This is a genomic window from Gilliamella sp. W8145, assembly GCF_016101145.1.
Classification (GTDB): domain Bacteria; phylum Pseudomonadota; class Gammaproteobacteria; order Enterobacterales; family Orbaceae; genus Gilliamella; species Gilliamella apis_A.
The window spans coordinates 1,365,882-1,391,608 of sequence record NZ_JACFRC010000001.1 but is presented as its reverse complement, the minus strand read 5'-3'; the positions used below and the strand labels follow the sequence as shown (position 1 = coordinate 1,391,608).

The following is a 25,727-nucleotide window of genomic DNA, read 5'->3' as shown; positions in this document are numbered from 1 at the left end:
GAGCGCTTATTCATGACTACCAAGTTTTTCTTGATAAAAAGTAAAAAAGTATTAAGGCAATAATCACAAAAATAGCGCCAACAAAGCCAATATAATGGGTGGATAAGTAAACTAGCACTTGGCTACCGACAAAGGCGCCACCACCTATACCGATATTATAAATACCCGAATAAACCGAGGTCGCAATATCGGCAGCATCAGGTGCAGCATCAATAACTTTACTCTGCATCACCATACCAATAATAGTAATCGCAAGCCCCCAAACCATACCTTGTAGTATTGCGGTTATGAGACTAAAAGAACAAACATAAAGCGATAATAAACAGATAATTAATAATATCACCGGCATGACTAAGATGGCGGTTGGGTGCGGTTCAGCATATTTAGCAAAAATTAAACTACCTATCATGCCTGAAAAACCGACAGCTAATAATAAGCTCACGACAATTTGTTCGCTAAAGCCACCAACATTAAGCATAAATGGGGTTATATAAGTATAAGCGGTAAAATGGCCGGTAATAATAATAGCAGTTAACAAATAAATGTTTAGTAATACAGGTCGTTTAAGTACTTTAGGAATGGCTTTTAGTGAAATTGTGTTCATACTAGGAACAGCTGGTAATAAACAAAGTAATGAAGCCATTACACAAAATGCGATAAACCCGATACATAAAAATGTGACTCGCCAGCCAACTAATTGGCCGATCATTGTTCCAATAGGAATCCCTAATACTGTTGCCATTGAGGTGCCAACTACAATAAAGCCCATCGCTTTAGCTTTTTTACCATTGGGTGCTAATCGAACCGCTAAAGGCGTGGTAATTGCCCAAAATACAGCATGGGCGCAAGCAATGCCGATTCTAGCAACCATTAAACTATAAAAACTCCAAGCAAAGCCAGCCAGGATGTGACTACCAATAAATAAACAAAATAAAAATATAAGTAGTTTACGGCGTTCCATTTTTGCGGTTAATACCGTTAAAGGTAAAGATAATAACGATACGGCCCAAGCATAAATAGTTAATAACAGCCCGGCATGCGCAACATCCATCGAAAAACTTTCAGCAATATTCGGCAGTAATCCAACTGGTACAAACTCTGTGGTATTGAATATAAACGCAGCAAGGGCAAGGCAGAGAATCGACGACCAGATTCGAGACCGTTTATTAGCATTATTCATGATTAATGTTATAGAAGGGATTGAGATTCAATAAGCTGATTATAGCTGAATATTAATGACTATTAAACAACGATGGCAAATAAATCATCAGATTAAATTAGTTATTTTTTTTTTAATCAGTGAACTAATTTGCGACATTAAAACCTATAAAGGTATGTAATATCGCCACCTACAATTAATCGTTCGATTAAATATCAAGAATCAACTTTTGAACACAGTTTGTCTACTAATCTATAGTAATATTTTTATGACTTTTGCTTGGTACGGTCATTTACGGTTTTTGCATAATCAAGTTTGGATTGTCGCCGTATTTATCAGTTGGGGTTTTGCACTGTTTGAATATTTACTACAAGTCCCTGCAAATCGGATTGGCTTTCAAGTCGCCAGTGCCGGGCAATTAAAGATACTTCAAGAAGTGATTAGTTTGTCTGTATTTATTCCCTTTTCAGTTTACATTCTAAAAGAATCATTTAAAACCGATTATATTTGGGCGGGTTTATGTTTGCTCGGAGCAGTATTTTTTATGTTCAAGGATAAAATTATCTCTTAATAGCGATATTCATAGTCGGGATATTATACAATATGTTTATCCATCGCCATAAATTATTCGGTTATCAAAAATCTTAAGTAATAAATAGTAATGTGCTGTTCTTCATAAAAAGATTTTTGCTAACTAATGTTTACTGTTTTATTAACAAACAGTGCTGTATTTATAATAATTATTGCTAATCTCATTATATATAAAACTTGTTGTTTCTTTATTTGTTCTATTAAGTTGCGTTGTCATCACTAATTAAAATAGTACTTAGGAGATATCTATGCGTAAAAATTTTTTATATTTATTAGTAGTATCTATTTTATTTTGTTTTAGTGTCCATGCCATTGACGTTAAAGATGTAACCACGAATTCGAATGATTTTTATCTTACCCAAGAACAAGCACCAGATAGTTTACATTTATTACCGCCACCACCAGCATTTAATAGCATTGATTTTTTAAGAGATAAAGCAATGTATGATTGGGGAAAATCCATGCGAAATACTGAGCGAGGTAAACAAGCTTATCTTGATGCTGATTCGAGTAAAAATAATGTTACTAAACAGTTTTCAGCCGCTTTTGGATATGATATTTCAATTGATACCTCGCCTGAGATTTATAAACTTATTACCACAATGAAAGAAGATGCTGGTGATCTTGCTACTCGATCGGCTAAACAGTATTACAACCGCATTAGACCATTCTCATTCTTTAATGAAACCACTTGTCGACCAGAAGACGAAAAAACATTATCGACTAATGGCTCATATCCTTCCGGACATACCACAATGGGATTTGCTATAACCTTAGTTTTAGCTGAAATACATCCAGAACGGCAAAATGAAATTTTAAAACGAGGTTACGAAGTTGGTGAAAGCCGAGTTATTTGTGGTTATCATTGGCAAAGTGACGTTGATGCTGCAAGAGTCATGGCGGCGGCAGTAGTTGCACAATTACATACTAATTCTGCATTTATTGAGCAACTAGCTAAAGCAAAAGCTGAACTAAATCAATTTCTATAACTATAGGGTGTTAATAGACAACTAAATCATTTATTTATATTGGTTGTTATCCTTTAACAACCAATATAAATTTCCGTTATAACGCCTTAAATGATATATCTGGCAAAATTGTTTCTCCTTGCCAATACAGTTGACTAGCAACTTGTGCGGCAATATTACAATATAGTTGTGTAAATTCACTATCAGGATGGCTGACTACCGTTGGTTGTCCAGAATCAAGATCTTGGCGTAATAAACGATGAAGCGGCATTTGACCAAGTAATTTTGTTTGGTATTTTTCAGCTAATCGCTTAGCACCATCCTCACCAAAAATCGCTTCATGGTGACCACAATTTTCACAGATGTGATAACTCATATTTTCAATAATACCAATGGTTGGAATATTCACTTTATTAAACATCGTGATGCCTTTTTGCGCATCAATTAATGCAATATCTTGTGGTGTGGTAACAATAACTGCTGCTGTAACAGGAATGTTTTGTGCCAATGTTAATTGGATATCACCAGTACCTGGTGGCATATCAATAACCAAATAATCAAGTTCAGGCCAGAGTGTATCTTGTAAAATTTGCAAAAGCGCTTTACTTGCCATTGGTCCTCGCCAAACCATCGCACCATCGGCATCAACTAAATAGCCAATAGAATTACTAGCAAGGCCATAAGCCATAATCGCTGACATATGTTTATTGTCAGGCGTTAATGGTTGTTCTTTTTCAGTGCCAAGCATTGTTGGGATTGACGGGCCGTAAATATCAGCATCTAAAATACCTACTTTAGCCCCTTGTTTTTGTAACGCTAAAGCTAAATTAACTGCAGTTGAGGATTTACCAACTCCCCCTTTACCGGAACTTATCGCAATAATATTTTTGATATTCTTAATAGCATGATGACTATTGGCTCGCTTCAATGTGGCAATATTATAGTTAATATTCCAATTAACATTTTCAACATCATCTAATTCAAGTAATAATGGCGTAACTGTTGTTTTCAGATCTTCAAAACCAGTTTGCCAAGCAAAAGGCATGGTCAAGCTAATCATTAGTTCTTGATTAACCCGTTCACATTGGGAAATAGCGCCAAGTTCAATCAAATTTTTCTGTAAAGTAGGGTGACGAAAATTCTCAAGAATTTTTTTTGCTTCCATGTTAATAAACCTTGTATCTAGCTCGTTGGTATATATTTAGTTATTTTACTTCAATTTGTTATAGATATTATCAATAACTTTAATGGACAATAAATTACAAAATTATCTTTTTTACATTCCAATAAAAATACAACCAGTTCAAAATTGATTGGTTTTATAAAGAAATTTAGGCAAATTATGGCATAAATCTAGCGATAATCACACGATTGTTGTACTATTTCTGCCATTATGAAATTAAAGGTAATAATTTAACATGACAACTCAACGCAAAATATTGGTGACTTGTGCGCTTCCATACGCAAACGGTTCAATTCACTTAGGTCATATGCTTGAACATATTCAAGCTGATGTATGGGTTCGCTACCAGCGCATGCGTGGTAATGAAATCTATTTTATTTGTGCCGATGATGCGCATGGAACGCCGATTATGCTAAAAGCTCAGCAATTAGGCATTACTCCTGAGCAGATGATCGCTGAAGTAAAAGTCGAACACCAACGTGATTTTGCCGGATTTGACATTAGTTTTGATAATTATCATTCAACCCATAGCCCTGAAAATCGTGAAATATCAGAACAAATATATAAACGTTTAAAAGCGAATGGTTATATTAAAACGAAGGTTATTTCACAACTGTTCGACCCTGAAAAACAGATGTTTTTACCTGATCGTTTTGTAAAAGGTACATGTCCTCGTTGTAAAGCAGCAGACCAATATGGTGACAATTGTGAGGTTTGTAGTGCTACTTATAATCCTACTGATTTAATTGATCCTAAATCGGTTGTTTCTGGTGCGACGCCAATTTTGAAACAATCTGAGCATTTCTTCTTTGATTTACCTGAGTTTGCCACAATGTTACAAACTTGGATACGTTCAGGAACTTTACAAGAACAAGTTGCTAATAAAATGCAAGAATGGTTTGAAGCTGGTTTACAACCTTGGGATATCAGTCGTGATGCACCATATTTTGGTTTTGAAATTCCTGATGCGCCAGGTAAATATTTTTATGTTTGGTTAGATGCGCCAATTGGCTATATGGGCTCTTTCCTTAACTATTGTAATAAAAATAATAAAGCGATTTTTGATGAATTCTGGAATAAAGATTCAACGACAGAGCTTTATCATTTTATTGGTAAAGATATTGTTTATTTCCATAGTTTGTTTTGGCCAGCAATGTTAGATGGTAGTGAACATCGCAAACCATCAAATATTTTTGTACACGGTTATGTAACCGTTGATGGCGCTAAAATGTCAAAATCACGTGGTACTTTTATTCAAGCAAGTACCTATCTAAAACATTTGGATCCAGATTGTTTACGTTACTATTATGCCGCTAAATTGTCGCCACATATTGATGATATCGATCTTAATCTTGAAGATTTTGTTCAACGAGTTAATAGCGATTTGGTGAATAAAGTGGTTAACATCGCATCGCGTTCGGCTGGATTTATCAGTAAAAGATTCGACGGCAAATTATCTGATAATATTGCTGCACCAGAACTTTACGCCTTATTTGTGGAAAAATCGCAAGTTATTGCTGATGCTTTTGAAAAACGAGAATCAGGTAAAGCGGTACGTGAAATTATGGCTTTAGCTGACGAAGCTAACCGCTACATTGATGAAAAAGCGCCGTGGGTGGTTGCTAAACAAGAAGGGCAAGATCAGCAGTTACAAGATATTTGTTCAATGGGGATCCATTTATTCCGTATTTTAATGACCTATTTAAAACCTATCGTACCTTCATTAGCTGAACGTAGTGAAGCATTTTTAAATAGTCAATTACAATGGCATACAATTGATAAAGCCTTAACCGGTCATAAAATTAACAGTTTTAAAGCGTTATTCAACCGAATTGATATGGATAAAATCACAGCCATGATTGAAGAAACTAAACAGCAAGCGGCAGCAACCACACCAGCAAAAGAAAAGGTAGCCGAACCAATTGCGGAAACTATAAATTTTGACGATTTTGCTAAAGTAGATATGCGCGTTGCCTTAATCAAAAACGCCAGTTTTGTGGAAGGCTCAGATAAATTATTGCAATTAACGCTAGATATTGGCGATGAAACCCGAAACGTCTTTTCCGGAATCAAACAATACTACCCAGATCCGCAAGTATTAATCGGCCGTTTAACCATTATGATTGCTAACTTGGCACCTCGTAAAATGCGTTTTGGTGTTTCAGAGGGTATGGTGCTTTGTGCTAGTGGTAAAGATGACAATGAAGGTGTTTATCTATTATCACCAGATAGTGGTGCTAAACCGGGGATGCGAATCTCGTAAAGATATGTAATCAATTCTTTAATCTGTATCTTAACAAGCTATTAGGCTTGTTAAGATGCTTAAATAAAATAATATTACAAGTATAAGTTTGTTCTGTTACTCAATTGATTGTTTGTTAAAACAATAATTTGCAACCATTTTAGTTTTGCCTTGTAAGCGAATAAAATCCCATTTAATTGCTATAGTTAATCAGAATCTTGATAATATACATGAACCAATAACCAACTAGTCACTATAGTTTTCATCATATATTGTTAAAATATTTCAGGATTTAAATAAAAAATTTGAGGAACGGTTTTTTTTGAAGTCAAAATCTCGCCAATGAATTGCTAAAGTGGTTATAGAATTAGTTAGTGCCAATAATAAAAGTTTATTTTTATAAATCAGTTTGGTGTAATTAATTTAGCAACATGCTGACAACAGAGAGATGTTAGCATGGCAAACAGGAAAGTTTGGCCAGATTATTGGTTTATCAGGAATAAAGCACAGCAGGTGCTTTAAAAGCGAACGAAGGCGGAAGGCAGTCATATTGTGATCACTTGCGTGTTTGCCGCGGGCGTTGATAAAGAGGATTCGCACAAACTTTCTTTACTCGGACGTAATCAGCGTAAAAAAATAGCCACAAAACACCAAAACGTTCGAAACTCAACGAACAAAAAATAGATTTTAAGACGTAATATTGCATTAAACTTTACAAAAGTTAACAATTAAACGGTTAAAATAGGTTGCATGGTTTTTTTCAATCACTATACTTTTATAAAATATTTATATGAATGGATGAGTTTTTATGCAAAAGGATTTAAAATTTCAAATAAATCATTAGGTTAATAATGGCTTCGGGTATGTATTATAATTTACAACACCAAACCTGTCCAATCTCTAAATTAACGTTAGTAAAGTTAAGCTCGCATCGTCTAGTACTTCACTATAGTTTATTTTTCCAGCAACTTCGGCAAAATTTTTCAAAATTTATTGGTTTAGCTTTTTTATCTAGGCAAGTTTTTTTTGTGTTAACTATGGTTGTTTTATTACCTATCTCTTTTTCTAATCACGCATTAACCTCTGAAACTGCTAATATCATACATGGCTCAGCCCCATATTTAACGTTTGATGGAGGGCGTACACGAGTGACTGATACTGACGGTCTGCTTGGAATATTTTTATCTAATGGCGAACAATATACACCATCGGATACTAATTCCAGTATAACAAAACCAATTGAATTGCCTATTGCGGGTCAAACTTTTGCGGATATTGGTATGTTAGTGCCAACAAATACTAATTCTATTGCATTAAGTTCACTTATTGGTACGCCTTATAATTATTGGGGTGATGATGATGGTGATGGTCAGGGGATTAATGATATAACCGCGACAGGTAGTTTAAGCTTAACCATTGTTGATAAATATAATCAGGCTGTCGCCCGTAATGAAGTACTGACTATTTGTAAGTCGCCGTATAAATTAACCTTATCTAATACTAGTGGTACATTAAAAACACGTTATGGTATACCTAATGAAAGCCGTTTTAGTGCCAGTAATGCCACTTATTATATTAATCCTAAGGCAACACCAGTGATTTGTTTTGTCAAGCCTAACTTGGTTAATGGTTCTTCATATTACACTGGTCCTGCTAACATTTGGAACCCTAATAAAGGATTTCTTACTCAGTCAGTTACGCCATCGTCTTATGGTTTAAACTTTCCGACTACTGGCGCTCATAATTTGTTTTTTGATTTGGATATTGCAGGTAATAATCAGGCCTTATATTGGAAGGCGGTTTCTCCTAATGGTGATATTAAGGCTAAGATGACCAAATCAACAAAAAATAGCGTTCGTGTCACCCTAACTGGTCCTGCCGTTACAGACTCTTCGCAACAGCGTTCAGATAATCCACGTCGTATCAAAAGGCCATCTTTGCCTCAGACTTTCGAGTTAGTTGGTCGTGATAGAAAAGGTAAAGCGGTCGTCAAGTATGGTTTTGTATTAAAGCAGTGGTTTGTCAATCGTGGTAAGGTTTATTACACTTATTCGAGTACATCGTCGTGGTGTACAAAAATTGGAGATTATAGGGTGCCTAAGGTTAAGGATTTAACTAATACGGTTTGTCAGGATTCAAATTCTTGGGGGTGTCAAGATGCTGTCGGTGTTAAATCATCATCACCTAATAATATATACCAGCGTCATATTGAAGCAGGGTTCTTCTCGGAATGGGGGAGCATGTACACTTACACAGGTGCTGGCTTTGGTAGTAATTCTTATTGGACGAGTGATGCAAATAGTAATAACCCGTTTGTCGTTTTTCTCGCACACGGGTTATGTGTATCACTTTAGTTCGAGCTACTACGGGCATTGCCTTTGCTAGGCAATTATTTTTTAATGTCCTAACGCTATTTTTCATATCTTCAACTCAACAGCTCAATGACTAAGGACTAAAAAATAAGGATAGGTGCAATGGTGCTGACAACTGAGAGAGATTAGTATGGCAAACAGGGTGTTTGGCTGGGTTGTAGTTAGTCAGGAACAAATCACAGTCAGTGCGTTAACAGCGAACGAAGGCGGAATGCAGTTACATTGTGACCATTTTCGTGGTCGCCGCGTGAGTTGGTAAAGAGAGTTCGGTCAAATGCTCTTTACTTGGATGTAATCTGCGTGAAAAATAGCCACCAAACATCAAAACATCCGAAACTAAAAGATCAAAAAATTTGAGGAAAGGGGTTTTTTAAAACCCCAAAATCCTTTATATAAATAATTTTAATTGTTATTAATTATTTATTTCTGATTTTCTGCTGGATTACCCGAATAAGGTAATATATTATTTTTTAAACTGAATGAGAAATCCTTTGTGCTGATCTCGCCAATGATTTTATCGCTATCATAAAGGGCTAATAAAAACTCAGCCATTTGATCAGCAGAATGATATTTAGCAAAACTTTTATCATAATCATATTTATCAACATTATTGGCTTTTTTGCCAAATTCCGTTTGTGTTGCGGCCGGAGCAAGTACTTTTGCTCTTAATTGAGCCTTAGATTGTATCAGTTCTTGAGCAAGCCCTTCAGTGAATGCATTAACATAAAATTTCGTGGCACAATAGGTAACAGCATTTGGCACAATAGTATAGCCACCTCGAGATGATATATTAATCAACTGAGTATTTGCTTGATCTTTATATTTACGTACATAAAGCGTTGATAGAATGGTTAATGCTTCAATATTTAAATGCAGCATTGATTCAATCTTTGTTAAATCTTGATCGTTTACACTGCCATAATGACCAAAACCGGCATTATTAACCCAAGTTTCGATAAAATAATTATCTAATTCATCAAATAAATTATAATTAGACTGTATGTTGGTTAAATCGTAAACTTTTATAATAACTTCAATTTTGGGATTTATCTCTGCAATTTGTTGCTGTAATGATTCTAAATTTTCTTTTCTTCGAGCAATTACGATCAGATTTTTGTTTCTTTTGGCAAATGCGATTGCTGTTGCATAACCTATTCCTGAGCTAGCGCCAGTGATAAGAGTATATTTTTTATTTTCCATTTTTAATCCTTTTGTTACTTAGATTGGTAGCTATATTTTAATGAGTTGACATCACTAGATAATTAGCTGACATAAAAATAGTTATGCAAATTTAATCAGCAAAACTTTGTTTAATGATGATTATATGCTCACTAAATTTCCGTATTTAATTGAAGATCTATATTATATTCATTGATAAAATGACAATAAATAATATAAAAATTGATTTATTAACAACTGAGGGTTACTAATATGGATTTAGTTAAATGTATGGAAGCATTTGTTATAACAGTAAAAACAGGCTCTTTTGCTGCAACGTCAATTTCATTAAATACCTCCCCACAAATGATTGCTAAATATATTCTTTTTTTAGAAAATTATTTGGGTCTGAAATTGCTTAATCGAACGACAAGATCGCAACATTTAACTGAATTTGGCAAACAGTATTATGAACGATGTTTGTTTATTCTAGGTGAAATCAAAAGCACAAAATCATTAGCCCAACAATTTAGCCAAGAGCCTAAAGGAAGGTTAAGGATTAGTGCCCCGATTAGTTATGGTCAATTTAATTTGATTCCAGTAATAAGTCGCTTTATGAAATGTTATCCGAAAGTGAATATTGATATGCAATTAAGCGATCGTTATGTTGACTTAGTTAAAGATGATTTTGATGTGGTGTTTCGAATTGGCTCGTTAAATGATTCAAGTTTAATTGCTCGTAAACTAAGTGACTTACAGCTGATTTTTGCTGCTTCACCAAGCTATTTAGCTCAGAATGGCATACCATCAATACCTGATGATTTGAAGAAACATCAATGCTTAATTTATCAATATGTCACTCCGACCAAAAAAGATAATTTTTGGCCATTTACTATCAATGGTAAGTTAACTAATATCGCTATTTCTGGCGCATTTCAAAGTAATAATACCACTGCATTGGCTACAGCGGCTATTGAGGGATTAGGTATCACGATGTTACCTGAGTCGGTACTAAATGAGTCTATAAAACAAAGTAAGTTGATTCCTATTTTGCAAGATTTTTTACCTCCGCCCAGAGAAGCTCATCTTTTATATACAGCAGATAAGCAAAGGTTACCTAAACTTAATATTTTTATTGAGTTTATGGTTAATGCTCTGTCTTGATAAATATTGCGATACACTTATTAATTGAATTAAATTAGATAAATTAATCACCCAAAATAGAAAAAGCGATCTTATGATCGCTTTTTTATGTCTAATTTAACTTTATAGTTGATTATTTTATTGTTGCAATTGTACTAACTTCTTTACCTAACATGTTGTTTAAGTAAACTAAATCATTTGCAGTTAAAGTACCAACAGAATATTTCAGCTGTAATAAACTCGTTAAATAGTTGTATTTAGCATCAGATAGATTTCGTTTTGAGCTATAAAGTTGTGTGGTGGCATTAAGTACATCAACAATAGTACGCGTACCCACTTGATAACCAGAAGATGTAGCTTCTAATGAACTTTGTGCAGAAACAACCGCTTGTTGATATGCTCTAATCGCACTAATAGATGATGAAATATTGTTATAAGATGAACGAACTTGGTTAATCACACTACGATTAGTACTTTCAAGTTTTTCACTAAAACTGACAAAATTATGCTGTGCTTGTTGAACTTGTGAAACGGTCGCACCACCAGAGAAAAGCGGTAAACTTACGCTTACACCAACTCTATTCTCTCCAGAATATTTTTTACCAGCGGTATGTCGTTGATAATTTGCATTACCATAACTATCAGATTTATTTAAGTTAGTTGATGCATCAAGACTTGCTGTAGGCATAAAACCTGATTGTGCCATTTTTATTTGATCACGAGCAATCTCTTGATTTAACTTCATAGTTAATAAGTTAAGATTGGCTGTTTCAGATTGTTTTAGCAATGTATTAATTTGTGTTGGCGCTTGAGTTTTAAAGGTTTTGGTATCAACACTTGCTAGCTTAGAGTAAAAGCGACCACTAACTTGACGCAATGCTTCAATAGCGTTATTTAAGTCATTTAATGCATTAACTTGTTGTGCTACCGTTAAATCGTAATTTGCTTGTGCATTTTGTACATCTGTAATGGCAACTAAACCAACTTTATGTTGTTGGCGAGTTTGCTCTAATTGACGACCAATTGCTTTTTTCTGTGCATCGATAAAGCTTAATGCATCAAGACATTTAAGTACATTAAAGTAAGCTACAGAAGTGTTTAAAATTAATGTTTGTCCTTGATATTGATAAGAAATATCCGCAATAGTTGCTTGTTTTTTCGTGATATCTAAAGCTTTCCAATTAGAAAAATTAAAGATACTTTGCGATACGGCGACTTGATATAAGCTACCACTTTTAGTTTTAATACCGCTGTTGTCTCGACGCCCATGCGCTACCCCATAAGAAGCACTTAGACCCACTTGCGGGAGTAAACTTGCACGAGAACCTGAAATTGCTGAATAAGCTTTATCTTTTTCAGCCAATGAACTGCGTAAATCTGGATTGGTTTCTTTTGCTTGTTCATAAACTTGAACTAAGTTTTCAGCAAACACAGTTTGACTTAATGCTAAGCCAATTAAAAAGGTTAAAGTTTTTTTCATCAATCTTTCTCTTTAAAAGCAATAAAATAGAATAATATTTTTCAATTGTGTAATTTTAACAGATAATTAGCATATAGAAAGTGCCCATATTGGTTATTCGCACTTTTTATTAAAATTTAGCTTAAAATCGAGAACTTAATATGAAATATAAATCTACCCCAGTAATTTTTAACAAAAAAGATGTGTTTAATTTAACTAAACGAATTTTATATAAAGGTTTTTTCTCGTTGTTTGAATATCGTTTTCAATATCGTAAGTTTGATGGTTCTGTAAGCGAAATGGTTTCGCGTGAAATTCTAGAACGCGGTCATGCTGTGGTGCTTTTAGCTTATGATGATAAACGAGATGAAGTTGTCCTTATAGAACAAATTCGTATCGCAGCTATTGATACTCAAGCTAGCCCATGGATATTAGAATTAATTGCCGGCATGATGGATCATGATAATGAGTCGACTGAAGAAGTAGCAAGACGAGAAGCGATGGAAGAGGCAGGTATTGTTATTGGACAATGTAAGCCGATCATTAGTTATTTAGCTTCACCTGGTGGCTTAACTGAGCAGTTGCATATTTTGGTTGGTCAAGTTGATTCTTCGACCGCAAAAGGTGTACATGGTTTGGCCGAAGAAAACGAAGATATTAAGGTTCATGTAGTAAGTCGTGAACAAGCGTATAAATGGGTTGAAGAAGGAGTAATTAATAATGCCGCTTCAATTATTGCACTACAGTGGTTACAACTTAATCATCTAACACTAAAGAATGAGTGGAAATAAGCAGTTTTTTGTTAAACTAAGCAATTATTACTTTCCTAAAAATAGAATTTATTTTACAATTTAGTATAACATCATGATTTAAAATAAAAATTGTGATGTTGATCACAATATCAATTCTATTACTGGCATGATTTCATATAATAAATGATAGAGGTAGATTTTGGAGTCACTTTTGAAGCTTCAAATACGTAATAAGCATTGTGCAAAAATACTGCATATTACTGATACACATCTGTTTGCTGATGATAATGGCGCACTACTAGGTGTTAAGTCAAATGCCAGTTTTTTATCAGTTATTTCTGAAATTGAGCGCAGTAATAAGAAGTTTGATTTGATTGTTGCAACGGGTGATTTTGTCCAAGATGGTGCTAAAAAATCATATGCACGCTTTGCTGAGCAAATTCAAAAATTTGCTACACCGTGTGTTTGGTTAGCCGGTAATCATGATAACTATAGTTATATGCAAGAGGTATTTTCGAATTATCAACTTGCTGAAAATAAAAGTATATTACTCGGCGATAACTGGTTAATTGTGTTATTAAATAGTCAAGTTGTAGGGCGGGCTTATGGAATGTTGCCTGAATCTGAATTGCAGTTTTTACAAAATACCTTAACTGCACATGCCGATAAAAATGCACTAGTATTTTTGCATCATCATCCGATTTCCTCAGGTTGTGATTGGCTGGATGAGCATATTTTAAAAAATAGTTACAAACTCGAAGAAATCATCAAGCATAATCCTATTATAAAAGGAGTAGGTTGGGGACATATTCATCAACAACAAGATCATATTTGGCATAATTGTCATGCATTTTCGACGCCTTCTACATGTTTTCAATTTAAACCTAATTGTTATGATTTTCAGTTATCTAATGAAGATGCACCTGGGTGGCGAGAAATTGTTCTTAATCAAGATGGGGTGATTGAATCTAAAGTTTTTCGTATCGCGGATAATCAATTTCTACCTGATATATCACAAAAAGGCTATTAAGGGCTCTTTTGCCTGTTAATTATCTAAAATTACCTAGAGTAAAGGGGCAAAAAAGTAGAATAATCTTTCAATCACACGTTGCCAGATTGGTCGTTTATTCCATTTTTGGATATTAATTTCTTCTGACTGTGATAAATATTGTTTTAGTAGCTGTGATAGTGATTTGGCAAATTGAGCGTCATCAATTACAGTAGTGATTTCAAAATTTAACCATAAACTGCGCATATCTAAATTAACCGTTCCAACAAGGCTAAGTTGATTATCAACTAGAACACTTTTTGTATGTAATAAATTATCATTAAATTGATAAAGCTTAACGCCACTATTTAATAATTCTGAAAAGAAAGCGCGACTAGCCCATTTAACCATTAATGAGTCGTTCTTTTTCGGCGTAATGATAATAACTTCAACTCCACGTTGGGCGGCAGTGCAGATTGCATGTAAAATATCATCACTAGGTACTAAATAAGGTGTAGTAAAAATAATTTTTTCTTGAGCAGAATAAATTGCTGTCAATAACACTTGATGGATCATGTTTTCGGTATAACCAGGACCAGAAGGAATAAGCTGCATAATATGTTTCTTTTCTTCTGGTGGTTCAGCAAAATCCGTAATTTGCGGTAGAGCTAAATGTTTCCCTGTTTCAAGTTCCCAATCACTCGCGTATATAGCCCCCATTAAGGTGGTAACCGGTCCATTCATTCTAATCATGATATCAACCCATTCTCCAACATGCTTGTTTTGTTTAAAGAATCTAGGGTCAACAATATTCATACTTCCGGTATAGGATATATAATTATCTATAATGGCTACCTTACGGTGTTGACGCAAATCAAGTCGTCTAAACATAAATCTTAATAGATTAACTTGTAATGCCTCTATAATGATAATACCTGCATCACGCATTCTTTGACAGGCTTTCGATCTAATAAAATGTCTACTTCCTGCTGAATCAATCATTAATCGACAGGTAACGCCTCTTTGTGTAGCTTGTATTAGTGCTTGTTCAACATCATCCGCTTTACCGCCTTCATTCCAGATATAAAATACCATTTCTATATTGGAGTTTGCATTATTGATATCTTCAATAAGACGATTGAAAATGGTGTCGGTATCACTTAATAATTCAATATGATTGCCTTTTATACCGTCAAGTCCTGTTTGATGTTTACAAAGTTGAAAAATAGGCTTACTAACTTGACTGACTTTAGAGGTAAAAATATCAGGAAAAGCGCATAATTGCTTAATAAATTTGGTGATCGTTGGGCGCATTTTTTGCGCACGCTTAGCTCGCTGTTGCCCTAAGTGGGTCTCGCCTAATGCGAAGTAGAGAATAATGCCAATAATAGGTAATATATAAATGACCAACATCCATGCAATCACGTAAGTAGTTGGTCTTCTTTTGAAGACAATACGTAGCGTGGTCGACACAATAAGCAACCAGTAAACGAGAAAAATTAATGTACTTATTAATGCATGGAATGATGTAAATTGCATATTTATCAACTATAAGTTAAGTTTAATTTGCTAATAGGATCTTTGGTACAATCATAATTTTGAAATATTTCTGGCAAAGGTTTTGGATTATTGTGTTTATCTACAGAAACATAGGTAAAAGTAGCATCAGTGATACGAAAACGCTGTGTAGCAATTTCTGAATCGGTTACTTTTTTAATCCAAACTTCAATCTCGATGGTAATCGAGGTAGTGCCAGTTTTTATACAATGAGCATAACAGCATACTACATCGCCAACCATTGCCGGTTTGTGAAAAGTAATACTACTTGCATTAACTGTCACTACTCTTCTTTTGGCAATTTCTTTAGCTAAAATACCTCCAGCTAAGTCCATTTGCGACATGATCCATCCGCCAAAAATATGGCCATGTGGATTAGTGTCTGCCGGCATAGCTAAGGTTCGTAATACTAATTGTCCCTTAGGGATGTTGTCATTTTGTGTCATGTTGATAATACTCCTACCTATATAATTTTATCCGTTGTCAGTGGCCTTACTCATATTTCGGTAAATATAAATACCCGAGATCAAAGACATTATTAAAGATACAGCCGGTAAAATAAATACTTTAAAAATCCAGAAGAAGTCATCTGTTGCATAATATGTTGCAATTAAACTGAAAGTTCCACAGGCAATAAAAAATACAATCCATATTAGATTCAACTTATTCCAGACTGTTATATCAAGCTGTATCTCTTTACCTAACATTTTTTGTATAAGATTTTTCTTGAAAATAAACTGACTAACAGATAAAGCAGTAGCAAATAAAAAGTTAATAATGGTTACTTTCCATTTGATAATATTAGGTTCGCGAGTTAACAATGTCACGCCACCAAAAATCATTACCATCAGATAAGATATCAGCTCAACTTTGTCAATTTTTTTATACATAACAAGAATAATTAAAAAGGATATTGTTGAGGCAATCATTAATGCTTGGACGCCGACAAAAATATCGTAAATTGTTAAAAATATAAAAAATACGATAAGTGGGATAAAATTTAAAAGCTGCTTCATGTGATTATTAACCTGACAGATAAAAGTATGTATTATTCTCAATAAGTAAAAAAGCCTATAAAATAGGCTTATTTTTTAGTATGAAGTTCGGGATGAGCTTTACAGTTACCAGCTTTACAATGTCCGTAAAGATATAAGCTATGAAAAGTGAGGGTAACGCCATATTGTTCTGCAATTTCTTTTTGACGTTGATTAATTGTTTCATCTCGAAATTCAAACACTTCGCCACAATCTAAACAAATTAAATGATCGTGGTGTTTTTGTGAAGCAAGTTCGAAAACAGCTCTGCCACCTTCAAAATTGTGTCGAGTCACAATTCCGGCATCGTCAAATTGATTCAATACTCGATAAACCGTTGCAAGGCCAATTTCTTCACCCATATCAAGTAGTTTTTTATAAAGATCTTCTACAGTAATGTGTTGGCATGAAGGGTCTCGTAATAATTCTAAAATTTTTAATCGTGGTAAGGTAACCTTTAAGCCGGCACTTTTCAGTGCTGCATTATTATCTTTATCATGATTCGTCATATTACATTCCAGTTGAGTTGTTTAATAAAACATATTATAAAAATATGTACGGAAAATAAAATAAATCACTTTGATAGATCAAATATTCATTTCGGTTTTTACTTGTTTCACCCAATTATTAATGCGTTCTTCGGTTAATTCTGGTTGACGATCTTCATCAATGGCTAAACCAACAAAATGATTATCATCAACTAAACTTTTCGATGCTTCAAAGCTGTATCCTTCTGTTGACCAATGACCAACAATTTTTGCTCCTTTAGGTTCGATAATATCGCGAATCGTTCCCATCGCATCACAAAAATATTCAGCGTAATCTTCTTGATCGCCACAGCCAAAAATTGCTACAGTTTTACCATTAAAATCAATTTGTTCCAAATTAGGGAAAAAATCGTCCCAATCAGCTTGAGATTCGCCATAATACCAAGTTGGGATACCAAAAAATAAGCAGTCATATTTTTCGATATGTTCTTTTGTAGTTTTTGCAATATCGAAAAGATCTGCTTTATCTGTACCTAAAATATGTTGGATTTGTTTAGCTACATTCTCTGTATTACCTGTGTCACTACCAAAAAAGATTCCAACTTGTGTCATATTTTTACCTTTACTGTTTTTACAATATCAATATATTTTTGAGTATATCATTGTCGGTAGTTATCAGCAATAATTCTCAATTACTATAAACATAAGTAATTATTTACTACACAATCTTTACATCTTGAATTAAAATTAGCCACTATTTTTGGCAATCAAAGCTTTGGGATTTATTTATGAACTTGCATGAGTATCAATCAAAACACCTATTTAAACAGTATAATTTGCCAGTGCCCGAAGGTTATGTATGTAACTCTATTGATGAAATACAAGAAACCTTGGCTGAACTTTCCTCGCAAACAACGACCAGCGTTTGGGTTGCAAAATGCCAAGTTCATGCTGGGGGACGAGGTAAATCTGGTGGGGTCATTTGTACTAAGGATTTTAATGAAATAAAGCTTTTTGCTGAAAAATGGCTAGGCCAGTATTTAGTCACTTATCAAACAACATCTAAAGGTCAACCCGTTAATCAGATTTTAATTGAGAAGGCCTCCAATATAGCTAAAGAGCTTTATTTGGGTGCAGTAATTGATCGTAGTAGCAAACGCATTGTGGTGATGGCATCGACCGAAGGTGGCGTTGATATTGAAAAAGTTGCTGAAACTTCTCCGCATTTAATTCACAAGATATCGCTTGACCCATTAACAGGACCATGCGGTTATCAAGGTCGTGAACTCGCATTCAAGCTCGGTCTTAGCGGTAAACTCGTCAACCAATTTGCCAAATTATTTGTCAATTTTGCTAATCTTTTTATCAATAATGATGTTTCATTAGCTGAGGTAAATCCTTTAGTTATTACTGATTCACAAGAATTAATTTGTTTAGATGCTAAAGTTGTGTTAGATGATAATGCTATGTTCAGACATCCTGAATTAGCAATATTAAGAGATACTACCCAAGAAGATGAACGTGAATCAATTGCAGCTAAACAAGGTATTAGCTATGTTTCACTGGAAGGTAATATCGGTTGTATGGTTAATGGTGCCGGCCTGGCGATGGCAACAATGGATATGATCAAACTTTATGGTGGTGAGCCAGCGAACTTTTTAGATGTAGGCGGCGGCACAACGAAAGAGCGCGTAGCGGAAGCGTTCAAATTAATTTTATCAGATAAAAATGTCAAAGCCATTTTAGTCAATATTTTTGGTGGTATTGTTCGTTGTGATCTTATTGCTAATGGCATTATTGATGCAATTAAAGAGATAGGTTTGACCGTGCCTGTTGTTGTTCGTCTTGAAGGTAATAATGCTGAGCTAGCAAGAGAGATTTTGGCTAAAAGCGAATTGAATGTTATCACAGCAAAAGGTTTAGTCGATGCAGCCCAACAAATTGTTGCTGTTGCACAATAATAGGATGGGTGGAGAATAATTATTATGTCAATTTTGATTAATAAAGAAACAAAAGTGATTTGTCAGGGATTCACAGGCAGTCAAGGTACTTTCCATTGTGAGCAAGCAATTGCTTATGGAACAAAAATCGTTGGTGGCGTAACGCCAGGTAAAGGCGGTACCATGCATTTAGGCTTACCTGTGTTTAATACGGTTAAAGAAGCTGTTGCCGCAACAGGTGCAACAGCAACGGTGATTTATGTCCCTGCTGCATTTGGAAAAGATTCGATTTTAGAAGCAATTGATGCAGGTATCAAACTAATAGTATGTATTACAGAAGGTATTCCTACTTTAGATATGCTTATCGTGAAACAAAAATTAGTCGAAAATGATGTTGTTATGATAGGGCCTAACTGTCCTGGAATTATTGTTCCTGATGAGTGTAAAATCGGTATTATGCCTGGACATATTCATTTGGCAGGAAAAGTAGGTATTGTTTCTCGTTCAGGGACTTTGACTTATGAAGCGGTAAAACAGACTACCGATATCGGATTAGGCCAATCAGTTTGTGTTGGAATTGGCGGTGATGCTATCCCAGGTAGTGATTTTATCTCCATTCTAAAATTACTTCAGCAAGATCCTAAGACAGAGGCTATTGTTATGATAGGTGAAATTGGCGGTAGTGCTGAAGAAGAAGCCGCTAATTATATCAAACAAAATGTCACTAAGCCTGTTATCGCTTATATTGCTGGTGTTTCGGCACCTGCAGGTAAACGTATGGGCCATGCGGGAGCAATCATTTCAGGAAATAAAGGGACGGCTGCCGATAAAACTAAAGCATTACAAGCCGCAGGAATCATTGTCGTAAATAGTTTGGCGGAAATCGGTGAAACGGTAAAAAAACTTCTTTAGTTTCATTTTTTTGACATTCATCAAGTTTTATTTTTACAATAATATTGTAAAATACAATAAATAACGACAGAAAATTTGTGGGTATTTAAGGATAAAAGGGAGCACGTTATGTTTGATATTGTAGAATTATCAAGACTTCAGTTTGCACTCACCGCAATGTATCATTTTATTTTTGTTCCATTAACGCTAGGTATGGCGTTTATGCTTGCAATTATGGAAACAGTATATGTGGTTAGTGGCAAGCAAGTTTGGAAAGATATGACTAAATTCTGGGGTAAACTATTCGGTATTAATTTTGCCGTTGGTGTTGCTACCGGTTTAACAATGGAGTTCCAATTTGGAACTAACTGGTCTTATTACTCGCATTATGTTGGTGATATATTTGGTGCACCGCTTGCGATTGAAGGATTAATGGCATTTTTCTTAGAATCAACGATGGTTGGTTTATTCTTTTTTGGCTGGGATAGATTAAGTCGTGGTAAACATTTAATGGTTACCTGGTGTGTGGCTTTTGGTTCTAATTTCTCAGCACTTTGGATTTTAGTTGCTAATGGTTGGATGCAATTTCCAATCGGTTCAGACTTTAACCCAATTACCTCTCGTATGGAAATGGCCAGTTTCTTTGAATTAATTACTAATACTGTTGCACAATACAAGTTTGTTCATACTGTTGCAGCAGGATATTTAACCGGTGCAATCTTTGTTTTAAGTATTAGTTCGTATTATCTACTAAAAAAACGAGATTTGCCTTTTGCAAAACGTTCTTTCGCTGTAGCAGCTGTGTTTGGTTTTATTATGTCAATTGTTGTCGCAATCATGGGTGATGAGGCTGGTCATGAGTTGACAACTGTACAACCAGCAAAACTTGCGGCAATTGAAGGTGAATGGGAAACTCAACCTGCACCTGCATCATTTAATGTTATCGCGTTCCCGTCACAAGAGAAGAAAGAAAATTTATTTGCTCTTGAAATTCCTTATATAATGGGAATCATGACTACTCGTTCCTTCGATACCCAAGTTACTGGTTTAAGAGATATCTTAACTAATAATGAAACTCGAATTCGTAATGGTATTCTCGCTTATACGAATTTGGAAAAAATTCAGAAAGGTGATCAGGATCCTACAGTCTTAAAAGCCTTTGAAGATAATAAAGTTGATTTAGGTTATGGTTATTTAGTTAAACGTTATACTGATCGTGATAATTTAACAATTCCGGAAGCGACAGAACAACATATTAAAGCTGCGACCGAAGATTCAATTCCTACCGTATGGCCACTGTTCTGGGCATTTAGAGGTATGGTTGGTTTGGGCTTATTAATGATTTTAGGTACCGGACTTGCTGTATGGACAACCTATAAAGGCCGAATTGGTGAAAAACGTTGGTTATATCGTTTACTTTTATTATCTTTACCATTCCCTTGGTTAGCATGTGAATGTGGTTGGTTTGTTGCTGAATATGGTCGTCAACCATGGGCAATTCAAGATATTCTACCAACAGGTGTCGCTAATTCCTCGCTAACCGCAGGTGAGGTATTATTTACTATGGTGCTAATTTGTGGACTTTATACTCTGTTCTTGGTTGCTGAACTGTTCTTGATGTTTAAGTTTGCACGATTAGGGCCTAGTTCATTAGGTACTGGTAGCTACCATTATGAAAAAACACAATCAATATCGGAATAAGGCATAGGGAGTATATACAATGATTGATTACGAAATTGTACGCGTCATCTGGTGGGTGTTGATTAGTGTTGTTTTAATCGCTTTCGTTATCACTGATGGCTTCGATATGGGGGTAGGAATTTTATTACCTTTTATTGGCAAAACCGATACTGAACGACGAATCATGATAAATGCAATCGCACCACACTGGGATGGTAACCAAGTTTGGTTAATCACCGGTGGTGCAGGTATTTTTGCAGCATGGCCTACGGCTTATGCGGTATCTTTTTCAGGTTTTTATATTGCGATGGTTTTAGTGCTCTGTTCGCTATTCTTTAGACCAATTGGTTTTGATTACCGTAGTAAACTGGAAAATTCTAAATGGCGTAATATGTGGGACATAGCAATCTTTTTCGGTAGTTTTGTGCCAGCACTTGTTTTCGGCGTCGCATTTGGCAATTTATTAGAAGGTGTACCATTTAGATTTGATATTAGTAAACGTGCTTTTTATGATGGTTCATTCTTTGAATTATTGAATCCATTTGCAATATTAGCTGGTATTGTGAGTTTGATGTTAATCGTTGCTCATGGCGGTGCTTGGTTGCAAATGAAAACTTCAGGTGAACTTTACTTAAGAGCAAGAAAAGCAACGCAAATAGCAAGTTTGGTTATGCTAATTGCCTTTGTATTGGCTGGTGTTTGGGTTGCATTCGGTATTCATGGCTATGAAATTACAAGTGCTATAGATCATAATGGAGTATCAAATCCATTAGCTAAAACTGTATCAACAGATTCTTCATGGTTAAATAATTACATGAATTATCCTATTTTATGGGCGGTTCCAGCATTAGGCGTATTATTACCATTATTAACTATTTTCTTTTCTAGTGTGAATAAAAATGGCTTAGTGTTTTTATCTTCTTCACTAACTATTGCTTGTGTATTACTTACCTATGGAATTGCAACATTCCCATTCATTATGCCATCAAGCATTATGCCAAACGCTAGTTTGACTATTTGGGATGCAACTTCTAGTCAATTAACACTTAATATTATGTTTGGTGTTGTGGTAATCTTTTTACCAATTGTTCTTTTCTACACTATCTGGTCTTACATTAAAATGTTTGGGCGTTTAGATAAAAACCATATAGAAAATAATAAACATTCACTTTATTAAGGATTAATTATGTATTACGTTTTATGGTTCATTGGAATAATTGCAGCTTGTATGTTAGCTGTTGTTACTGGACTTTTTGTTGAAAATTCTAGTAATGAAAAAGAAACTAACAATAAATAATATAATAAAATAAAAAATATAAAGGTGGCAAATTGTCACCTTTTTACTTATAAGTCTGAACGATATATAAATAATTCACAAATGATAATTGTTTTCATTTAACTATTTTTATATCATAGTGCAGCGAATTTCATATTCAGATATAATATGGTTAATTTTTTAGGCTAAATTAAATCGAATAATATGAAACAATTCAATTGGAATGCAAGAGTCTATTATGAAGACACAGATGCTGGTGGGGTAGTTTATCATGCTCGGTATCTTGCTTTTTTTGAGCGAGCTAGAACAGAAATGCTTAGGCAACTGGATATTAGTCAACAAAAGTTGCTGCAAGAAGGTATTGCTTTTGTTGTTAAAAAGATGGATATTAGCTACGACTTTCCAGCACGTTTAGATGATATGTTATCTATCAGCACTAAGATTGAACAAATTCGTAAGGCGTCTATTATTTTTAAACAGACAATTTTAAACCAGAATAAGCAAATTATCAGCAGTGCTGATGTGGTGATTGCTTGTGTCAATATGACTAAAATGAAGCCTTGTGCGCTTCCAAAGTCATTATTTTTGGAGTTAATTTAAGTGAATATTATTGATCTATTTTTACAGGCAGGACTTTTAGTACAAGGCGTTATGCTATTGTTACTCATGTTTTCTGTTATGTCTTGGGCTTTTATTTTTCAACGTAGTAGCGTTTTAAGCAAGGCTAAAAAACAAGTTGAGCAATTTGACAATAGTTTTTGGGCGGCTGATGACTTAAATGTGCTCTTTGATAAAGCAAAATTCAATAAAGAAGAGATCTGTGGTACAGAACATATTTTCTATTCGGGATTTAAAGAGTTTTCTCGTTTATATCAAATTAATCCAAATATGCCAGAAGCAGCGTTAGATGGCGCATCTCGTTCAATGCGTTTAGCGATGAATCGTGAATTAGATAATTTAGAATTGCATATACCTTTTTTAGGTACTGTAGGGTCAATTAGCCCATATATTGGTTTATTTGGTACTGTTTGGGGAATTATGCATGCTTTTATTTCACTTGGCGAGGTCAAGCAAGCAACATTGCAAATGGTTGCTCCCGGTATTGCTGAAGCGTTAATTGCGACCGCTATTGGTTTATTTGCCGCGATTCCTGCTGTTTTAGCTTATAACCGATTATCATTGCGTGTAAGTCGAATGGAACAAAGTTATTTGAATTTTATTGATGAGTTTTCATCAATTTTACAACGTCAAGCAGTAGCTGTTAGGAAATAATTATGAGCAGACGTTCACGTTATTCAACCAAATCAGAGATCAATATTGTACCTTTGTTAGATGTATTATTAGTATTGGTGTTGATTTTTATGGCTACAGCCCCAATAATAAGCCAAAGTGTTGAAGTTGATCTTCCAGAAGCAACAGAATCAAAAACTGTTTCGCCTTCTGATAATAAACCTATAATTATCGAAGTATCTGGGGTAGGGGTGTATGCAATTATTATAGATCAGAATCGACAATCGAATATTCCTCAAGAGCAAATTGTTGCGGAAGTTAAGCAGCAAATGTCGCTTAATGATAAAGCTGTTTTTTTAGTTGGTGGTGCGAAACAAGTTCCTTATGAAGAGATTATAAAGGCTTTAAATTTGCTTCAATCAGCAGGTGTCAAATCTGTTGGTTTGATGACTCAACCAATTTAACTTAATAATTATTAAATATAAAAATGTCAGCAATGTCTAGTAAGTTAAACTCAAAATTAAATTTACCGGTTATCATTTCCATTCTTTTACATGGCATATTAATTATTGCCTTGGGATATAAGTTTGTAAGTGATACTGGTGAAAACTATGGTACTATCAATGGTAATTCGATTGATGCTATCATGATTGATCCATCGGTTATGACCGAACAATATCAAAGACAATTGCAGACTAAAACTAATCAACAAAAAGCAGATCAAAAGAGTCAAGAACTTTTAGATAAACAAATAAAAGAACTCACTGAAAAAGCGGAAGCAGAGAAAGCAGCTGCAGAAAAAGCTGCCGCAGAAAAGGCAACTGCAGAGAAAGCCGCCGCTGAAAAGGCAGCTGCAGAGAAAGCTGCCGCTGAAAAAGCCGCTGCAGAAAAGGCAGCAGCAGAGAAAGCCGCCGCTGAAAAGGCAGCAGCAGAAAAAGTCGCTGCTGAGAAAGCTGCTGCTGAAAAAGCCGCAGCAGAAAAAGCCGCCGCTGAAAAGGCCGCAGCAGAAAAAGCTGCCGCTGAAAAGGCAGCTGCAGAGAAAGCTGCCGCTGAAAAGGCCGCAGCAGAAAAAGCAGCAGCAGAGAAAGCTGCCGCTGAAAAAGCAGCAGCAGAAAAAGCTGCTGCCGAAAAAAAAGCCAAACAGAAGGCTGAGCAAGCTAAAAAAGATAAAGCTCTCAACGATCTTTTAGGTGGGCTTACCTCAGGAACACCAAGTTCTGGAGGAGCTGCCAGTCGTAAAGGTGTATCCGATGGTGAGCTAGATAAATATAAATCGTTAGTACAAAATGCAATAAGTAATAAATTTATTAACCCACCAAATGTTTATCGTGGCAAAACTTGTGAATTACGAATTCAGATAGCACCTGATGGACTATTGCTTAATGTCACTTCAAAAGGTGGTGATGCTGATCTATGTAGAGAAGCGCTTGCTGCAACTAAATTAGCGGTTATACCAAAACCAGCAAGTAGTTTTTATAATGAAGTAAAAACCATGAATATCGAATTTCAACCAAAGTAAATAATTTAATAGTTATTTGATTTTTAAAATTTATTTATGTTATGTCATTTATTGATGAATAAATATTCCGCATCTTGATAATCTGATATTGAAAATT

At 34.8% G+C, this 25,727-nt stretch carries 26 protein-coding genes; 17 read left to right on the top strand and 9 right to left on the bottom strand.

The genetic code is table 11. The features are described 5' to 3' along the window. Window positions 1-16 precede the first annotated feature (16 nt). Window positions 17-1,183, bottom strand: a complete 1,167-nt coding sequence (locus H3T80_RS06200; protein WP_370548269.1) for a sugar transporter — start codon at window positions 1,181-1,183, stop codon at window positions 17-19. Window positions 1,184-1,373: 190 nt separating this feature from the next. Here H3T80_RS06200 and H3T80_RS06195 point away from each other — a divergent pair, with 190 nt between their 5' ends. Both H3T80_RS06195 and H3T80_RS06190 read left to right on the top strand, forming a co-directional pair. Then, the gene (locus tag H3T80_RS06195; RefSeq protein ID WP_367274773.1) at window positions 1,374-1,730 is read left to right on the top strand and encodes a DMT family protein; all 357 of its coding nucleotides are present in this window, start codon (window positions 1,374-1,376) and stop codon (window positions 1,728-1,730) included. A 268-nt stretch (window positions 1,731-1,998) separates the two neighbouring features. Beyond that, window positions 1,999-2,739, top strand: a complete 741-nt coding sequence (locus H3T80_RS06190) for a phosphatase PAP2 family protein (protein ID WP_198200758.1) — start codon at window positions 1,999-2,001, stop codon at window positions 2,737-2,739. Window positions 2,740-2,815: 76 nt separating this feature from the next. Here the strand turns inward: H3T80_RS06190 and apbC are convergent, their stop codons facing one another. Further along, the gene (gene apbC, locus H3T80_RS06185; RefSeq protein ID WP_198200756.1) at window positions 2,816-3,883 is read right to left on the bottom strand and encodes an iron-sulfur cluster carrier protein ApbC; all 1,068 of its coding nucleotides are present in this window, start codon (window positions 3,881-3,883) and stop codon (window positions 2,816-2,818) included. Window positions 3,884-4,136: 253 nt separating this feature from the next. Here apbC and metG point away from each other — a divergent pair, with 253 nt between their 5' ends. The 3 genes from metG to H3T80_RS12235 all read left to right on the top strand — a co-directional run bounded on the left by metG (window position 4,137) and on the right by H3T80_RS12235 (window position 8,774). Continuing rightward, a complete protein-coding gene (metG, locus tag H3T80_RS06180) occupies window positions 4,137-6,164 on the top strand; it encodes a methionine--tRNA ligase (protein ID WP_198200755.1) in 2,028 nt (675 codons plus the stop codon). An 830-nt stretch (window positions 6,165-6,994) separates the two neighbouring features. Beyond that, window positions 6,995-8,497 (top strand): hypothetical protein, encoded by a 1,503-nt coding sequence (locus tag H3T80_RS06175; protein ID WP_198200753.1) that lies wholly within the window; start codon window positions 6,995-6,997, stop codon window positions 8,495-8,497. Between the two features lie 148 nt (window positions 8,498-8,645). Then, the gene (locus H3T80_RS12235; protein ID WP_255547856.1) at window positions 8,646-8,774 is read left to right on the top strand and encodes a hypothetical protein; all 129 of its coding nucleotides are present in this window, start codon (window positions 8,646-8,648) and stop codon (window positions 8,772-8,774) included. 161 nt (window positions 8,775-8,935) lie between these two features. Here the strand turns inward: H3T80_RS12235 and H3T80_RS06170 are convergent, their stop codons facing one another. Then, the gene (locus tag H3T80_RS06170; protein WP_198200751.1) at window positions 8,936-9,715 is read right to left on the bottom strand and encodes an SDR family oxidoreductase; all 780 of its coding nucleotides are present in this window, start codon (window positions 9,713-9,715) and stop codon (window positions 8,936-8,938) included. Window positions 9,716-9,946: 231 nt separating this feature from the next. Here H3T80_RS06170 and H3T80_RS06165 point away from each other — a divergent pair, with 231 nt between their 5' ends. After that, the gene (locus H3T80_RS06165) at window positions 9,947-10,837 is read left to right on the top strand and encodes a LysR substrate-binding domain-containing protein (protein WP_198200749.1); all 891 of its coding nucleotides are present in this window, start codon (window positions 9,947-9,949) and stop codon (window positions 10,835-10,837) included. A gap of 112 nt (window positions 10,838-10,949) precedes the next feature. Here the strand turns inward: H3T80_RS06165 and tolC are convergent, their stop codons facing one another. Further along, complete coding sequence (gene tolC / locus H3T80_RS06160) at window positions 10,950-12,296, bottom strand: outer membrane channel protein TolC (RefSeq protein WP_198200747.1); 1,347 nt, start codon at window positions 12,294-12,296, stop codon at window positions 10,950-10,952. A gap of 140 nt (window positions 12,297-12,436) precedes the next feature. On the opposite strand from tolC, the gene nudF reads away from it, so the two are divergent. Continuing rightward, window positions 12,437-13,066: an ADP-ribose diphosphatase gene (gene nudF / locus H3T80_RS06155; RefSeq protein WP_110447250.1), complete on the top strand. Its 630-nt coding sequence runs from the start codon at window positions 12,437-12,439 to the stop codon at window positions 13,064-13,066. A 172-nt stretch (window positions 13,067-13,238) separates the two neighbouring features. Beyond that, on the top strand, window positions 13,239-14,057 hold the full coding sequence (gene cpdA / locus H3T80_RS06150; protein WP_198200745.1) for a 3',5'-cyclic-AMP phosphodiesterase: 819 nt from the start codon (window positions 13,239-13,241) through the stop codon (window positions 14,055-14,057). A 33-nt stretch (window positions 14,058-14,090) separates the two neighbouring features. Here the strand turns inward: cpdA and cls are convergent, their stop codons facing one another. From cls to fldA, 5 genes are all read right to left on the bottom strand, one after another. Further along, window positions 14,091-15,554, bottom strand: coding sequence for a cardiolipin synthase (cls, locus tag H3T80_RS06145; RefSeq protein ID WP_198200743.1), 1,464 nt, complete (start codon window positions 15,552-15,554; stop codon window positions 14,091-14,093). A gap of 5 nt (window positions 15,555-15,559) precedes the next feature. Next, complete coding sequence (gene yciA / locus H3T80_RS06140; RefSeq protein ID WP_198200741.1) at window positions 15,560-16,018, bottom strand: acyl-CoA thioester hydrolase YciA; 459 nt, start codon at window positions 16,016-16,018, stop codon at window positions 15,560-15,562. 27 nt (window positions 16,019-16,045) lie between these two features. After that, window positions 16,046-16,588, bottom strand: coding sequence for an inner membrane-spanning protein YciB (locus H3T80_RS06135; RefSeq protein ID WP_110447254.1), 543 nt, complete (start codon window positions 16,586-16,588; stop codon window positions 16,046-16,048). A gap of 68 nt (window positions 16,589-16,656) precedes the next feature. Then, a complete protein-coding gene (fur, locus tag H3T80_RS06130) occupies window positions 16,657-17,115 on the bottom strand; it encodes a ferric iron uptake transcriptional regulator (protein ID WP_086364310.1) in 459 nt (152 codons plus the stop codon). A gap of 78 nt (window positions 17,116-17,193) precedes the next feature. After that, window positions 17,194-17,706 (bottom strand): flavodoxin FldA, encoded by a 513-nt coding sequence (gene fldA, locus H3T80_RS06125; RefSeq protein WP_198200739.1) that lies wholly within the window; start codon window positions 17,704-17,706, stop codon window positions 17,194-17,196. Window positions 17,707-17,882: 176 nt separating this feature from the next. Here fldA and sucC point away from each other — a divergent pair, with 176 nt between their 5' ends. From sucC to tolA, 9 genes are all read left to right on the top strand, one after another. Continuing rightward, window positions 17,883-19,055, top strand: a complete 1,173-nt coding sequence (sucC, locus tag H3T80_RS06120) for an ADP-forming succinate--CoA ligase subunit beta (RefSeq protein WP_198200737.1) — start codon at window positions 17,883-17,885, stop codon at window positions 19,053-19,055. Between the two features lie 24 nt (window positions 19,056-19,079). After that, window positions 19,080-19,946 carry a succinate--CoA ligase subunit alpha gene (gene sucD, locus H3T80_RS06115; protein ID WP_198200735.1) on the top strand — a complete coding sequence of 289 codons (867 nt, stop codon included), beginning with the start codon at window positions 19,080-19,082 and terminating at the stop codon, window positions 19,944-19,946. 108 nt (window positions 19,947-20,054) lie between these two features. Continuing rightward, window positions 20,055-21,626, top strand: a complete 1,572-nt coding sequence (locus H3T80_RS06110; RefSeq protein ID WP_110447258.1) for a cytochrome ubiquinol oxidase subunit I — start codon at window positions 20,055-20,057, stop codon at window positions 21,624-21,626. A gap of 19 nt (window positions 21,627-21,645) precedes the next feature. Then, window positions 21,646-22,782 carry a cytochrome d ubiquinol oxidase subunit II gene (gene cydB, locus H3T80_RS06105; protein WP_198200733.1) on the top strand — a complete coding sequence of 379 codons (1,137 nt, stop codon included), beginning with the start codon at window positions 21,646-21,648 and terminating at the stop codon, window positions 22,780-22,782. 9 nt (window positions 22,783-22,791) lie between these two features. Then, complete coding sequence (locus tag H3T80_RS06100) at window positions 22,792-22,902, top strand: cytochrome bd oxidase small subunit, CydX/CbdX family (RefSeq protein WP_198200731.1); 111 nt, start codon at window positions 22,792-22,794, stop codon at window positions 22,900-22,902. Window positions 22,903-23,085: 183 nt separating this feature from the next. Further along, window positions 23,086-23,481, top strand: a complete 396-nt coding sequence (gene ybgC / locus H3T80_RS06095; protein WP_198200729.1) for a tol-pal system-associated acyl-CoA thioesterase — start codon at window positions 23,086-23,088, stop codon at window positions 23,479-23,481. Between the two features lie 51 nt (window positions 23,482-23,532). Further along, a complete protein-coding gene (tolQ, locus tag H3T80_RS06090) occupies window positions 23,533-24,153 on the top strand; it encodes a protein TolQ (protein WP_232350151.1) in 621 nt (206 codons plus the stop codon). A gap of 2 nt (window positions 24,154-24,155) precedes the next feature. Further along, window positions 24,156-24,575, top strand: coding sequence for a colicin uptake protein TolR (tolR, locus tag H3T80_RS06085; protein ID WP_086364301.1), 420 nt, complete (start codon window positions 24,156-24,158; stop codon window positions 24,573-24,575). Between the two features lie 32 nt (window positions 24,576-24,607). Beyond that, entirely contained in the window at window positions 24,608-25,630 is a 1,023-nt protein-coding gene (gene tolA / locus H3T80_RS06080; protein WP_232350100.1) for a cell envelope integrity protein TolA, read from the top strand. Window positions 25,631-25,727 lie beyond the last annotated feature (97 nt).